The sequence below is a fragment of the Aeromonas sp. S12(2024) genome, assembly GCF_041402305.1.
Lineage (GTDB): Bacteria > Pseudomonadota > Gammaproteobacteria > Enterobacterales > Aeromonadaceae > Aeromonas > Aeromonas veronii.
The window spans coordinates 37271-50917 of record NZ_JBGLRB010000025.1 but is presented as its reverse complement, the minus strand read 5'-3'; the positions used below and the strand labels follow the sequence as shown (position 1 = coordinate 50917).

General features: G+C 59.8%; 13 protein-coding genes, 1 tRNA gene and 1 rRNA gene. 13 read left to right on the top strand and 2 right to left on the bottom strand.

Translation table 11 applies throughout. The features are described 5' to 3' along the window. From rrf to hemB, 13 genes are all read left to right on the top strand, one after another. Positions 1 to 103: ribosomal RNA gene (gene rrf, locus ACB035_RS19230) — 5S ribosomal RNA — on the top strand; the annotation flags it as partial. Positions 104 to 149: 46 nt separating this feature from the next. Then, positions 150 to 225 (top strand) — tRNA-Thr (locus tag ACB035_RS19225). A 252-nt stretch (positions 226 to 477) separates the two neighbouring features. Further along, positions 478 to 1722 (top strand): cytosine permease, encoded by a 1245-nt coding sequence (gene codB / locus ACB035_RS19220; protein ID WP_139410868.1) that lies wholly within the window; start codon positions 478 to 480, stop codon positions 1720 to 1722. Then, entirely contained in the window at positions 1716 to 2981 is a 1266-nt protein-coding gene (locus ACB035_RS19215; protein ID WP_139741738.1) for a cytosine deaminase, read from the top strand. Before codB ends, ACB035_RS19215 begins: the two co-directional genes overlap by 7 nt. A 95-nt stretch (positions 2982 to 3076) precedes the next feature. Continuing rightward, complete coding sequence (crcB, locus tag ACB035_RS19210; protein ID WP_005339378.1) at positions 3077 to 3454, top strand: fluoride efflux transporter CrcB; 378 nt, start codon at positions 3077 to 3079, stop codon at positions 3452 to 3454. A gap of 65 nt (positions 3455 to 3519) precedes the next feature. Next, the gene (ubiE, locus tag ACB035_RS19205; protein ID WP_005342396.1) at positions 3520 to 4272 is read left to right on the top strand and encodes a bifunctional demethylmenaquinone methyltransferase/2-methoxy-6-polyprenyl-1,4-benzoquinol methylase UbiE; all 753 of its coding nucleotides are present in this window, start codon (positions 3520 to 3522) and stop codon (positions 4270 to 4272) included. Between the two features lie 8 nt (positions 4273 to 4280). Then, positions 4281 to 4889 carry an SCP2 domain-containing protein gene (locus tag ACB035_RS19200; protein WP_021230987.1) on the top strand — a complete coding sequence of 203 codons (609 nt, stop codon included), beginning with the start codon at positions 4281 to 4283 and terminating at the stop codon, positions 4887 to 4889. Beyond that, the gene (gene ubiB / locus ACB035_RS19195; protein WP_005339383.1) at positions 4889 to 6529 is read left to right on the top strand and encodes a ubiquinone biosynthesis regulatory protein kinase UbiB; all 1641 of its coding nucleotides are present in this window, start codon (positions 4889 to 4891) and stop codon (positions 6527 to 6529) included. The genes ACB035_RS19200 and ubiB overlap by 1 nt, the downstream gene beginning before the upstream one ends. A 42-nt stretch (positions 6530 to 6571) precedes the next feature. After that, the gene (gene tatA, locus ACB035_RS19190; protein WP_005339385.1) at positions 6572 to 6823 is read left to right on the top strand and encodes a Sec-independent protein translocase subunit TatA; all 252 of its coding nucleotides are present in this window, start codon (positions 6572 to 6574) and stop codon (positions 6821 to 6823) included. Between the two features lie 3 nt (positions 6824 to 6826). Then, positions 6827 to 7291, top strand: coding sequence for a Sec-independent protein translocase protein TatB (gene tatB / locus ACB035_RS19185; protein WP_005339387.1), 465 nt, complete (start codon positions 6827 to 6829; stop codon positions 7289 to 7291). Next, positions 7288 to 8043: a twin-arginine translocase subunit TatC gene (gene tatC / locus ACB035_RS19180; protein WP_005342401.1), complete on the top strand. Its 756-nt coding sequence runs from the start codon at positions 7288 to 7290 to the stop codon at positions 8041 to 8043. Before tatB ends, tatC begins: the two co-directional genes overlap by 4 nt. A 188-nt stretch (positions 8044 to 8231) precedes the next feature. Continuing rightward, positions 8232 to 9017, top strand: a complete 786-nt coding sequence (locus tag ACB035_RS19175; RefSeq protein ID WP_201954485.1) for a TatD family hydrolase — start codon at positions 8232 to 8234, stop codon at positions 9015 to 9017. Between the two features lie 3 nt (positions 9018 to 9020). After that, positions 9021 to 10037, top strand: a complete 1017-nt coding sequence (gene hemB / locus ACB035_RS19170; protein WP_139405502.1) for a porphobilinogen synthase — start codon at positions 9021 to 9023, stop codon at positions 10035 to 10037. Positions 10038 to 10120: 83 nt separating this feature from the next. On the opposite strand, the gene ACB035_RS19165 is transcribed toward hemB, so the two are convergent. After that, positions 10121 to 11662: a hypothetical protein gene (locus ACB035_RS19165; protein WP_371167935.1), complete on the bottom strand. Its 1542-nt coding sequence runs from the start codon at positions 11660 to 11662 to the stop codon at positions 10121 to 10123. Between the two features lie 60 nt (positions 11663 to 11722). Continuing rightward, positions 11723 to 13627: a YncE family protein gene (locus tag ACB035_RS19160; RefSeq protein ID WP_371167934.1), complete on the bottom strand. Its 1905-nt coding sequence runs from the start codon at positions 13625 to 13627 to the stop codon at positions 11723 to 11725. Between the last annotated feature and the right edge of the window lie 20 nt (positions 13628 to 13647).

Here is a 13647-nt window from a genome sequence, read left to right as displayed (position 1 = left end):
AGCGCCGTGGAACCACCTGATCCCATGCCGAACTCAGAAGTGAAACGCGGTAGCGCCGATGGTAGTGTGGCATTCGCCATGCGAGAGTAGGACACTGCCAGGCACCCAATTTCAAGATTACGCCCAGCGTGGTCTTTACCGGTTAGTGTGCTGATATGGCTCAGTCGGTAGAGCGCATCCTTGGTAAGGATGAGGTCCCCAGTTCGATTCTGGGTATCAGCACCATTAAATAGAAAGCCTCCCTGAAAAGGGAGGCTTTTTTGCATCTGTCAGTTTTCTTATATCCCCCTACATTCCCTATTCCCGCAACCCCCCTCTGCTTGCAGTCGACACAGTTTATCTGCTATTTGAGTCCCTGTGTGTTACTCATTTGACTGCTATTGATGGTTTTATCCAGAGATTTAACCATGATTGATTGACGTAAAACGTTTTACATGTAAAATCCGGCGCGTTTTGCCTATTACGTGGAGAGAGAGCATGGCGCAGGATAACGAATACTGTTTGGGGGCGGTACCCGCCAAAGGGCGCAAAGGTGTGCTTTCGCTGATGCTGGTGATGCTCGGCCTGACCTTCTTCTCTGCCAGCATGTGGACCGGTGGTGCGCTTGGTACCGGGCTGGTATTCGATGACTTCATCAAGGCAGTACTTATCGGCAACTTGTTGCTGGGTATCTACACCGCTTGTCTCGGTTATATCGGTGCCTCAACCGGCCTCTCTACCCATCTGCTGGCTCGTTATTCCTTTGGGGTGAAAGGTTCCTGGCTGCCATCCCTGCTGCTCGGCGGTACTCAGGTCGGCTGGTTTGGTGTTGGCGTGGCGATGTTTGCCCTGCCGGTGCAGAAGGCGACCGGCATAGATGTGAACTGGCTGATCGCCATTTCGGGCATGTTGATGACGGTGACCGTCTACTTCGGCATCTCCGCCCTGATGGTGCTGAGCTTTGTGGCCGTGCCAGCTATCGCCCTGCTCGGTGGCTACTCGGTCTGGCTGGCGGTGACCTCGACCGGTGGCATGGCTGCACTGCAGCAGGTACAACCAAGCAATCCCATCGAGTTCACCACGGCGTTGACCATGGTGGTCGGTTCCTTTATCAGTGCAGGAACCCTGACCGCCGACTTTGTTCGCTTTGGTCGCAAACCCTGGGGCGCCGTCATGATTACCATGGTGGCGTTTTTTTTGGGCAACACGCTAATGTTCGTCTTCGGTGCTGCCGGTGCGGCCGTGACCGGTCAGGCCGATATCTCGGAAGTGATGCTGATGCAGGGGCTGTTGATCCCCGCCATTCTGGTGCTGGGCCTCAATATCTGGACTACCAACGACAACGCTCTCTACGCCTCCGGCCTCGGTTTTGCCAACATTACCGGTCTCAAGAGCAAGCCACTCAGCGTGATCAACGGCCTCATCGGTACGGCTTGCGCCCTCTGGCTTTACAACAACTTTGTCGGCTGGCTGGCCTTTTTGAGTACGGCAATTCCGCCGATCGGTGGCATTATCATCATGGATTTCCTGCTCAATCGTGAGCGTTACCGTCAATTTGCCGATCAGCAGTTCGAGACGGTGCGCTGGCAGGCGCTGGTCGCCACGGCAGTCGGGGTGGCTGTCGGCAAGTGGCTGCCGGGCATAGTGCCACTCAACGCGGTATTGGGCGCCGCCTTCACCTATTTCATTCTGGTTCGCCTCACCCAGCGGCCGGTTCTGGTACAGGAAGCTAGCAAATGCTGATTCAACATATTCGTTTGGCCGATCGGGAAGGGTTTTGGCAGATCCGCTGTCAGGATGGGGTCATCACCGCCATCGAACCCGATGACGAGCATGCCGTCGCCGGTCGGGTGCTGGACGGGGAGGGCGGTCTGGCGATCGCCCCCTTTATCGAACCCCACATTCACCTCGATACCACCCAGACGGCGGGTGAGCCGAGCTGGAATCTCTCCGGCACTCTGTTCGAGGGGATCGAGCGCTGGGCCGAGCGCAAGGCGCTGCTGACCCATGAGGATGTGAAACAGCGCGCCATCCAGACGCTGAAGTGGCAGATCGCCAACGGCATCCAGTTCGTCCGTACTCACGTCGATGTCTCCGATCCCAATCTGGTGGCGCTCAAGGCGATGCTGGAGGTGCGGGAGGAGATGAAGGAGTGGGTGGAGCTGCAGATCGTCGCCTTCCCGCAGGAGGGGATCCTCTCCTACCCCAATGGCAAGGCACTGCTGGAGGAGGCACTCAAGCTGGGTGCCGACGTGATTGGCGCGATCCCCCACTTCGAGTTTACCCGGGAATATGGGGTCGAAAGTCTGCACTACATCTTCGATCTTGCCGAGAAGTATCAGGTTCTGGTCGATGTGCACTGCGACGAGATCGATGACGAGCAGTCCCGCTTTATCGAGACGCTGGCAACCCTGGCCTACGAGCGGGGTATCGGCCATCGGGTGACGGCCAGTCACACCACCGCCATGCACTCTTACAACGGCGCTTATGCTTCCCGCCTGTTCCGGCTGCTGAAGATGGCGGACATCAACTTCGTGGCCAATCCGCTGGTGAACATTCACCTGCAGGGGCGGTTCGATACCTATCCCAAACGCCGTGGCATTACCCGGGTGAAGGAGATGCTGGAGGCGAACATCAACGTCTGCTTCGGTCACGACGACGTGTTCGACCCCTGGTACCCCATGGGCACTGCCAACATGTTGCAGGTGCTGCACATGGGGCTGCATGTCTGCCAGATCATGGGTTACGAGCAGATCAACGACGGTCTGAAGCTGATCAGCAGCCACAGCGCCCGCACCCTGAATGTGCAGGATCGCTATGGTATCGAGGTGGGCAAACCGGCCAACCTGTTGATCCTGCCTGCCGAGAACGGCTTCGATGCGGTGCGCCGTCAGGTGCCAGTGCGTTATTCAATTCGTCACGGTAAGGTGATTGCCCAGACCCGCCCGGCCCAGACCGAAATCGTGCTGGGTCAGCCCGAGCCCATCGATTTTCGCCGCTGAGATTTCAATCAGGCTGGATGTCGATTAGTTCCGCCTCTGGGCACAAGGGCCGCCATTGCGACATAATGGCGGCCTGACCCTGAGGGAGTGACACCATGCAAACCTGGTTCTATGTTGCTGCAGGGGGCGCCATCGGCGCCTGCCTTCGTTTTGGAATTGCCGAACTGATGGCCTTGCTGCTGGGGCGCCACTTTCCTTACGGGACTCTGGTGGTCAACGTGGTGGGCTCTTTCATCATGGGGGTGGCGTTCGCCCTCATCAGTCATGGTCATGTGGTAGAACACCCGATGAAGCCGCTGCTGATGGTGGGGATCCTCGGTGCCCTGACTACTTTCTCTTCCTTTGCCCTCGATACGGTAGTGCTGGCTCAACATGGAGCCTATCTGAAAGCGCTGCTCAATATCGGTCTCAATCTCTTCCTCTGTCTGGCCATGGTGGTGCTGGGCATGCAGTTGGTTGCGAGCCGGGTTTAAGGTGTCCGGACGCCAGTGGCTCTGGTAAACTGGCGGCCATTCTTTGCTCTATGGGTGTTTAAGGGATGTCAGAACAAGCAACGACAACGCATTTTGGCTTTAAAACCGTGGCCGCGACCGAGAAGGAAACTCTGGTAGCAGGTGTCTTCCATTCGGTGGCAGCCAAGTATGATCTGATGAACGATCTGATGTCGTTCGGCATCCACCGCCTGTGGAAGCGCTTCACCATCGACTGTTCCGGTGTACGCAAGGGCCAGAAGGTGCTGGATCTGGCCGGTGGTACCGGTGACTTGACCGCCAAGTTCTCCCGCATCGTCGGCGAGACCGGTCAGGTGGTGCTGGCGGATATCAACGACTCCATGCTGAAAGTGGGCCGCGACAAGCTGCGCAATCTGGGGGTCGCCAACAACGTCTCCTACGTGCAGGCCAATGCCGAGGCGCTCCCCTTCCCGGATAACCACTTCGACGTCATCACCATCGGCTTCGGCCTGCGCAACGTCACCGACAAGGACAAGGCGCTCGCCTCCATGTTCCGGGTGCTCAAGCCGGGTGGCCGTCTGCTGGTGCTGGAGTTCTCCAAGCCGGTCAGCGAAGTGATCGCCAAACTCTATGATCTCTACTCCTTCAAATTGCTGCCGAAAATGGGCGAAATCGTCGCGAACGACAGTGAAAGCTACAAATATCTGGCAGAGTCCATCCGCATGCACCCGGATCAGCAGACCCTGGCTGGCATGATGGAAAATGTCGGGTTCGAGCAGGTGGAGTACTTTAATCTGACTCAGGGTGTGGTCGCCCTGCACCGCGGTTACAAGTTTTAAGGTTGCCTATGCCGATGGATGCCATGGTCACCGCGGTGATCGAAACCAGCCTCAACCAGTTGCTGGCGCTGGACAAACAGAGCCCGGAGCGGCTGCGCAAACTGGTGGGCAAGGTGCTCAAGCTGGAGCTACGTGAACTCAAGCCGCTCTGGTTTGTCTTCTCCGAGCGTCGGCTGGATGTGCTGGCCCAGCATGAAGGGGAGGCCGATGCGGTGCTTAGCCTGTCGCTGACCGCCCTCGGTCTGCTGAAAGACCCGTCCGCCCTGACCCGTTATATCCGCGAGGAGAAACTGGATCTGAGCGGTGATCCCCAGCTGGTACAGGCATTCAGCGTGCTGCTGGGTGAGCTGGATATCGACTGGGAAGAGGAGCTGTCGCGCTATACCGGCGATGTCGTTGCCCACACCCTGTTCAGCGGTGCCCGTCAGGCGCGTCGTCTGGTCGGCCGCGAGCTGTGCCGTACCCGCAGCCAGCTGGCGGAATATCTGACCGAAGAGGCCCGCCTCGCCCCCGGCCCGCTGGAAGTGGCGAGTTTCAATGATGATGTCGAGGTGCTGGCCCAGCAGCTCAAGGCCGTCGAACTGCGGCTGGCCCGCTTCGAACAGCAGGTGACCTGATGACCCCGAAGGAGTTCAAACGCCTCTATCGCATCATCACCATCCTGCTGGAGCAGGGCATCGACGAGCTGGTGCCCGCCCGCTATCAACCCTGGCCGGGTCGTCTGGCCCGTCGCTCCCTGTTCTGGCTCAAGAACAAACAACCGGATCTCAGCCGCGGTGCCCGCATCCGCCTCGCCTTCGAGGCCCTTGGCCCCATCTTCATCAAGTTTGGCCAGATGCTCTCGACCCGCCGCGACCTGCTGCCGCCGGATATCGCCGAGGAGCTGGCCCTGCTGCAGGACAGGGTGCCCCCCTTCTGTGGTCAGGCGGCGCGTCAGCAGATTGAGCTGAGCCTGGGTTGTCCCATCGAAACCCTGTTTGACGACTTCGACGAGACGCCGCTGGCATCGGCCTCCATCGCGCAGGTGCATACCGCCCGGCTGAAGGAGAGTGGCCGCGAGATCGTCATCAAGGTGATCCGTCCCGACATCGAGCCTGTCATCGAGGCTGACCTGCGGTTGATGCAGGCGCTGGCCCGTCTGGTGGCCCGCTTCGTGCCCCAGAGCGCGCGACTGCGCCCCATCGAGGTGGTGGAGGAGTATCGCAAGACCATCCTCGACGAGCTCAACCTGATGCGCGAAGCGGCCAACGCCATCCAGCTACGGCGCAATTTCACCGGCTCCGAGGCGCTCTATGTGCCTGAAATCATCACCGACCTCTGCCGCGAGCAGGTGCTGGTGATGGAGCGCATCTACGGTATTCCGGTCTCCGACATTCCAGCGCTGGAAGCCAACGGCACCAATATGAAGCTGCTGGCCGAGCGCGGGGTCGAGGTCTTCTTCACTCAGGTGTTCCGCGACAGCTTCTTCCACGCCGATATGCACCCGGGCAACATCTTCGTCTCTTACGAACATCCGGAAAACCCGCTCTGGATCGGCATCGACTGCGGCATCGTCGGTACCCTCAATCGGGAAGACAAACGCTATCTGGCGGAGAACTTCCTCGCCTTCTTCAACCGAGACTATCGTCGGGTGGCGGAGCTGCATGTGGAGTCGGGCTGGGTACCGGCAGACACCAAGGTGGACGAGTTCGAGTTTGCCATCCGCACCGTGCTGGAGCCCATCTTCGAGAAGCCGCTCTCCGAGATCTCGTTCGGTCACGTGCTGCTCAACCTGTTCAACACCGCGCGTCGCTTCCATATGACGGTGCAGCCGCAGCTGGTGCTGCTGCAAAAGACCCTGCTCTATGTGGAAGGGTTGGGGCGTCAGCTCTACCCGCAGCTCGATTTGTGGCAGACCGCCAAGCCGTTCCTCGAAAACTGGATGCATGAACAGGTCGGGCCCAAGTCGGTATTGAACGCCATCAAGGAGAAGGCGCCATTCTGGGCGGAGAAGCTGCCGGAGCTGCCGGAGCTGGTCTATGAGACCCTGCGTCAGACCCGTCATCAGCAGCGTCATTTCGACCAGATGTTTGCCGAGTTCCGCCGTCACAGTCGTCGGCAGGGGCAGGCCCGCTACCTCTTAGGGGTTGGAGCCAGCCTGCTATTGGCGGGTGTATTCTTGCTGACCCAAAAACAACACATTGAGTGGGGACAAGCCAGTCTCGCCGGTGCAGCCCTCTGCTGGCTGGTCGGCTGGTTGCGAACCCGTTCCCATTAATCAACAACCGCGCCGTCAGGCGCCTGTTCTGGAGAGAAAATCATGGGTGGTATCAGTATTTGGCAATTGTTGATCATTGCAGTCATCGTCGTGCTGCTGTTCGGTACCAAGAAACTGCGCGGCATTGGCGGTGATCTGGGCGCGGCGGTCAAAGGGTTCAAGAAAGCCCTCTCCGACGAGCCGGCTGATGCCAAGGCCGAGCAGAAAGATGCCGAGTTTCCCCCGAAACAGCTGAACGAAGCGGCCACTCAGAGCAGTGAGACCGCCAAACAAAAAGACAAAGACCAGGCCTAAGCCATGTTCGATATCGGTTTTTGGGAGCTGGTCGTTATCGGTGTGGTAGCACTGGTGGTATTGGGGCCCGAGCGGCTGCCGGTTGCCATCCGCACGGCTACCCACTGGATCCGCCTCATTCGTTCGACCGCGAACTCGGTCAAGTCCGAGCTGGAGCAGGAGCTCAAGTTGCAAGAGCTGCACAACGACCTCAAGAAGGCGGAGCAGTTGCAGATGAGCAATCTGAGCCCAGAGCTGCAGGAGTCCATCGAACAGCTCAAGGCGGCGGCCCAGTCGGTCAATCGCCCTTATCAGGTGGAGAACGAGATCCGTCCGCCGCGCCCCGATCCGGTCGCCCAGGCTGAGCCTGCCACGCCGGTTGAGCCTGCGGTGCAGCTGAGCCACGACGTGCCGCCGGTCAACAGCCAGCGGGAGAGCGAGCCGGTGCCGGTCAGCGACTCCGCAGTAAAAGGGGAGGTGAAGCCATGAGTCAGGCCGAACAACCCTTGATCAGCCATCTGGTTGAGCTGAGAACCCGTTTGCTGCGCTCCATTACCGCCATCCTCGTGGTGTTTCTGGCGCTGATCTACTTCTCCAACAACATCTACGACTTCGTGGCCCAGCCGCTGCTCAGCCAGCTGCCGGAAGGGACCAGCATGATCGCGACGGATGTGGCGACCCCCTTCCTGACGCCGATCAAGCTGACCCTGGTGGTCTCCTTCTTCGTGGCGATCCCCTATCTGCTCTATCAGGCCTGGGCCTTTATCGCCCCCGGTCTGTACCAGCACGAACGGCGCCTGATCATGCCGCTGGTGGTCTCCAGTGCCCTGCTGTTCTATGCGGGGATGGCGTTTGCCTACTACGTGGTGTTCCCGCTGGTGTTCGGTTTCTTCACCAGTACCGCCCCTGCCGGGGTGACGGTGGCGACCGACATCGCCAGCTATCTGGACTTCGTACTGACCCTGTTCTTCGCGTTCGGGGTGGCGTTCGAAATTCCGGTGGCGACCATACTGCTCTGCTGGACCGGCGTGACCACACCGCAAAACCTGAAGGAGAAACGTCCCTACGTCGTCGTCGGGGTGTTTGTGGTCGGCATGCTGCTGACGCCGCCTGATGTCTTCTCCCAGACCCTGCTCGCCATCCCGATGTGGGCGCTGTGGGAGATTGGTCTGTTCTTCGCCCGCTTCTACGTGAAGAAAGAGGATGAAGAGCAACAGGAACAACCGGATGTGGAGAGCTGAGGCTCTGTTCGTCACCTGTTTGCCGGACGGCGAGAAGATGACGAAGTCCGCAGGAATAGCAGAACGAGGGGAGCTGAGGCTCCCTTCCTCTTTTCATGCTCCCGTTCGAGGCGTATGGTAAGACCCCATTCGGTAGATGGTTTTCAAATACCTGATATGCATTCCTTTTGTTCGGAACGTCTCATCCCATGATCGATATCGGCTTAAATCTGACCAGCAGCCAGTTCGCCGGTGAACAGCCTGAGCTGGTGGCCCGTGCCCGCGCCGCCGGAGTGGACGCGCTGATCCTCACCGGTACCGATCTGGCTGGTAGCCGCGAGAGCGCCGAGTTGGCCGCCCGCTGGCCGGGCTACTGCTTCTCCACCGCCGGGGTACACCCTCACGATGCCAAGAGTGTCGATGCGGCGACCCTACCCGCCTTGCGCGAGCTGGCAGCCTTGCCGCAGGTGGTGGCTATTGGCGAGTGCGGCCTCGACTACAACCGCGACTTCTCACCCCGTCCGGTGCAGGATGCGGTATTCGACGCCCAGCTGGCACTGGCCGCCGAGCTTGGGATGCCGGTGTTTCTCCACTGCCGCGATGCACACGCCCGTTTTATCGAGATCCTCCGTCCCTGGTTGCCGAAACTACCGGGAGCCGTGCTGCACTGCTTCACCGGCTCCGATGAGGAGCTGGACGAGTGTCTGGCGCTGGGGCTGCATATCGGGGTGACTGGCTGGCTCTGCGACGAGCGCCGTGGTCAGCTGCTGCGCGAACAGGTGGCCCGCATTCCGGCCGGTCGGCTGATGATCGAGACCGATGCCCCCTATCTGGTGCCGCGGGATCTGAAACCGCGCCCGAAACGCAATGAACCCGCTTTTTTGCCGCACATCGCCCAGGTGGTGGCGGCCTGTCGTGGTGAAGCGCCCGAGGCCTTGCTGGCCCATACCCGGGCCACCTCCGCCGCGTTCTTCCAACTTCCTCTCCAGGAGTGATTCATGGCTACAACTCTTCCGGGCGCCTTTCCGGGCCGCCGCCTGCGCCGTCTGCGCAAACATGATTTCAGCCGTCGTCTGGTGCGCGAGAACGTACTGACCGTCAACGATCTCATCTATCCGGTGTTCGTGCTGGAGGGGGAGAACCGTCGGGAAGCCGTTCCCTCCATGCCGGGGGTGGAGCGTCTTTCCATCGATCTGCTGCTGGAGGAAGCCGCCGAGCTGGTGGCGCTGGGCGTACCTGCTATTGCCCTGTTCCCGGTCACTCCGCTGGAGAGCAAGAGCCTGATGGCGGAGGAGGCCTACAACCCGAACGGGCTGGCCCAGCGAACCGTACGTGCCCTCAAGGCCCGCTTCCCGGAGCTGGGGGTCATCACCGACGTGGCGCTCGATCCGTTCACCACCCACGGTCAGGACGGCATCATCGATGATGAAGGCTATGTGCTGAACGACATCACCACCGAGATCCTGATCAAGCAGGCGCTCTCCCACGCCGAGGCCGGGGTCGATATCGTCGCGCCGTCCGACATGATGGATGGCCGCATCGGCGCCATCCGCGCGGCGCTGGAAGAGAATGGCTTCATCAACACTCAGATCATGGCCTACTCGGCCAAGTACGCTTCCTGCTACTACGGCCCATTCCGCGATGCGGTTGGCTCTGCCGGCAACCTCGGCAAGAGCAACAAGGCCACCTATCAGATGGATCCGGCCAACAGTAACGAAGCCCTGCATGAAGTGGCGCTGGATATTCAGGAAGGAGCCGACAGCGTGATGGTCAAGCCGGGCATGCCCTATCTGGACGTGGTTCGTCAGGTGAAGGATCAGTTCGGTGTGCCGACCTTTGCCTATCAGGTCAGCGGCGAGTACGCCATGCACATGGCGGCGATCCAGAATGGCTGGCTGAAAGAGAAGGAGACCATCATGGAGTCTCTGCTCTGCTTCAAGCGGGCCGGGGCCGATGGCATCCTCACCTACTTCGCCAAGCGCGTAGCGCAGTGGTTGAAGGAAGATGCCCGTTAAGCCGGGTTGAAGAGAAAAACGAGAGGGGGAGCCGATGGCTCCCCCTCTGTCGTTATGGCTCTCTTTTGGTAACGAGCGGCTGATTACAGCTTGATCCAGGCATCGCTCCAGGCGCTGCCGGTACCCGGTGCATAGTGGCTGGTCGAGCCGCTACACCAGCCGCTGTAGGGCCAGGGTTTGCACTCGTAGTTGCCACCGGCATTGCTGACCCGTTCGCCACTCTGATAAGCGGTGCCCGCAACATAGGCCGGGTAGCTGCCGTTACCACCGTCACTGTCACCACCCGGAGCCTGTTCCACCAATGCCAGGGTGAAGCGGCGCTCGAAGCCCTGCTTGCTCCCCTCAGCCATGCCCGCCAGCAGCAGCTCGTAACTGCCGGCCGCTAGGCCCGACTGTGCCAGCTGCAGGGAACCCTGACCATCGATCAGGGCGCTGCCGGTGGCGACCGGATTGCCATCCTGCAACAGGGTCGCGGTGACGGTCACCGGGTTGGCGGTGGTCAGCGTCAGGCTGAAGTCGATCGCGCCGTTGACGATGAGATATTCGGCCGCCAGATCGGTGACGGTGAAGTCACTGCTGCTACCGGTCGTGGGCAGAATGAAGTCTCCGCTCAGGTAGGTCAGACCGGTCCAGCCGGAGCTGGTCAGCCAGTGCTTGCCATTGGTCTGATAGACGTTGGGCAACTGGGTGCACTGTTTGTTGTCATTGACGAAGCCGATACCGTAAAAGCCCGCCACATTCTTGTAGCAGAGCTGGCGACCATTCTGGTGCAGCACTGGCTGATCCAGCTTGCCCTTGTGGTGGAGTGACAGCCAGTCAAACTGGTTGATGGCCGAGACCAGCGGCACAAACTGGCCATCGGGCTGACGATAACGGATCAGGGATCCGGCATCACAGAGCAGACCATCAGCCTGCTGTTCGACGTAGCCGTAGTACTGCTCGCCATCCTGGAAGGTGAACCGGCAGAGATTGCCTTTCTCCGACTCCTTGGGGATCCAGCCCATCAGCAGTCGCTCCTGATTGTTCAGGGCTGCCAGCTGCCCGGCACTGAAGTCGCTGCCGTTGGCTACCCAGCCTTGCGGCATGGTGGAGAATTGCATGAAGTAGTGGTCGGTATAGTACATGTGGCTGTCAGCGCGGTGCTTGCGAGCCCCCTGGCTGACCGAGTTGTAGCGATAGATGTCGTTTTCCGGCTTGTGGAAACCGTTGAGATCATCGTCCAGATAGGGCAGGTCGCCCTTGCGGATATGGTAGTTGGCCATGCCCGTCATCAGGGGATGCCAGCCATGGCTGCCACGGGCAAACGCGCTCTCATGGCTGTAGGACTTCCCATCGAAGCCGTGGCCAAATTCGTGGGCAATGATGCCCCAACTGCCGTAGTAGTGGCTGACAAAGTTAAAGGTATCGACCCCGGTGATGCCACCACTCCCCAGCCCGCCCCCCATGGCGGTGATCCCCAGGTTGAGGTAGGGGCGCTTCATCAGGCTGTGGTAGTAGTAGTCATAATCGGCGGCCGTAAAGATCCCGTTCGGCACATAGCTGTTGCCGCCATTGCCGAACATCTCGTAGCCGTTCACCGCCTTGAAGTTGTACCAGACGTGTTTGAACTCCTCGGTCGAGACCATGTAGGCCAGGTTGGTGGCGATGATCAGCCACTCGCGTGCGTAGAGGGCATTGATGGGGCGCTAGGAGCCGCTGGTGTTGGTGGCGAAGCGCACGTTCCAGCTTGGCTTGAGGCGTGCCAGCTTCTGGGCAAACGGATCCGAGTTGGAGCTGAACCTGTGCTCGAACTGGGCAGGCAGATTGATGCTGTTGTCGAGCAGGTTGTTGAGATCAAACACTCCGTCGCGGCTGGCGCTGTTGAAGCGTCCCTGCTCGCTAAAGGCGCTCAGTGGCAGGGTGATTTGGGCATAGGCGGGCAGGCGATCGAGCTGGCCCAGGATCAGCCACTTGTTGATACCGTTCAGGCGTGACTCGATATTGATGTCATGCAGCTCTCTGGCGGCATAGTTGGTGATGCGCACCGTGTCGTTATCAAGCAGCTCGGTCTTGACCAGCGAATTGATGTTGACCGAACGCTGGGCGCGATCGATCAGCACCTCGTAGGGTTCGTCATTGCGCAGTATGTAGCTGACTGCGGCCGGCATCAGCTGATCGAAGATCAGCGGGCGAGCCGGCAACTGCTCGTCGGCCGTGAAGCTGATCTCCTTGCTCAGCAGCTGGTTGAAACCCAGGCCGCGTTCGTTGGCGGTGACAAGCGCCGAGCCCGCCAGCTGGAGATCTTTCAGCGCCGCCACAGGCTGCTGGTTGATCTCCCGGACAGTAAAGGTCGGGTTCTTGAACTGAAAGTCGTTGGCGATCAGGGTATCGACATCATGCCATTCGATGCGGTCCTTGAAGTTCACCACCAGTCGATCGCCATCCATGTCGATTTTTTGCAGATTGCTGTCGGCGATCACCTGCTCAGGCGCCAGCGGGGTGTTGCTGGCGATGGCATCAGCCAGTTTGCGCAGGTCATAGATGTAGTAGTTTTTGCCGGCGGTGTGGGCCAGCAGATAGTCACCCACCTGATGGAGTTGCACCAGACGGTGGCTGTATTTTCCTTCAAAGGCGAGCCGACCGGCGATGGGGGTCTTGAGGCTGTTCTCCGGCGTCACATCCTGCTGGCGGTAGACCTTGATCTCGCTCAGCGCATCGGCCACCAGCACGTAATCCTGATTGGCAAAGATGGCCTGGGCGCGGTGCAGGCTGTTGCTGCCGGAATCCCGACCGGTTCCCAGGGTGGTGACATAGCGATGCTCGTCGGCCAGATCGAAGATATCGACCCGGTGCGAGTAGCGCGAGACCACGTAGAGCAGGTTGTTGCGGACAAACAGTTCGCTGACCTGGTTGTAGGCCGTGGCACTGCCGGTTTCGGTGCCGCGGATCTCGCCAATCTGCTGGCGGCTCGGGATATCGATAATGGCCACATGGCCCGGATTGCCGTTCTGGCTGACATAGAGCCGATCCTGATAGCGCTCGACCGCCGTGATCAGGCTGGCGTCCAGCCCCAGCTGGTCGGCCGTCAGCTCCTCGCCTTTGTCCAGATATTGCAGCGAGGTGGCAAACGAGTTGACGCTGCAGGAGCTGGTCTCCATCACCACCCGGGTGCGTTCGCCATTCTGGATCTGGCCGTGGGGGAAGTACTCCAGCAGACAGCCGTTGCCGTAGTCATAGTTGCCAAAGCGTTTGTTGACCGCTACGACCCCACCGTCGTACCAGGTCAGCTCCCACTCCTCATCAAAGAAATCAAAGACGTTACGAATGGCTGTTTCGTCGAAAAAGTGGGGTTTGGGCAGATCAAACAGGATGTGGTTATCCGCCGTCAGCGGGTAGAGCAGGCCGTTGATGGCAAGGTGGCGCTTGCCATCCTTGATGATCACGTTCTGCTCGTCAGCCGCACTCTGATGCAGCGCGGCGAGGCGCGCCGTCATCTGCTCGTAGTGCTCCTGATAGGTTTGTTTGAAATAGGCTTGTTCGCGCTCATCGGCCACGACATGGGCCGACAGCAGCAAACCGAGCAGGGTGGCAAGCTTGGTGGTTCTTGGCATGGTGATTTCCTTATCTTGGT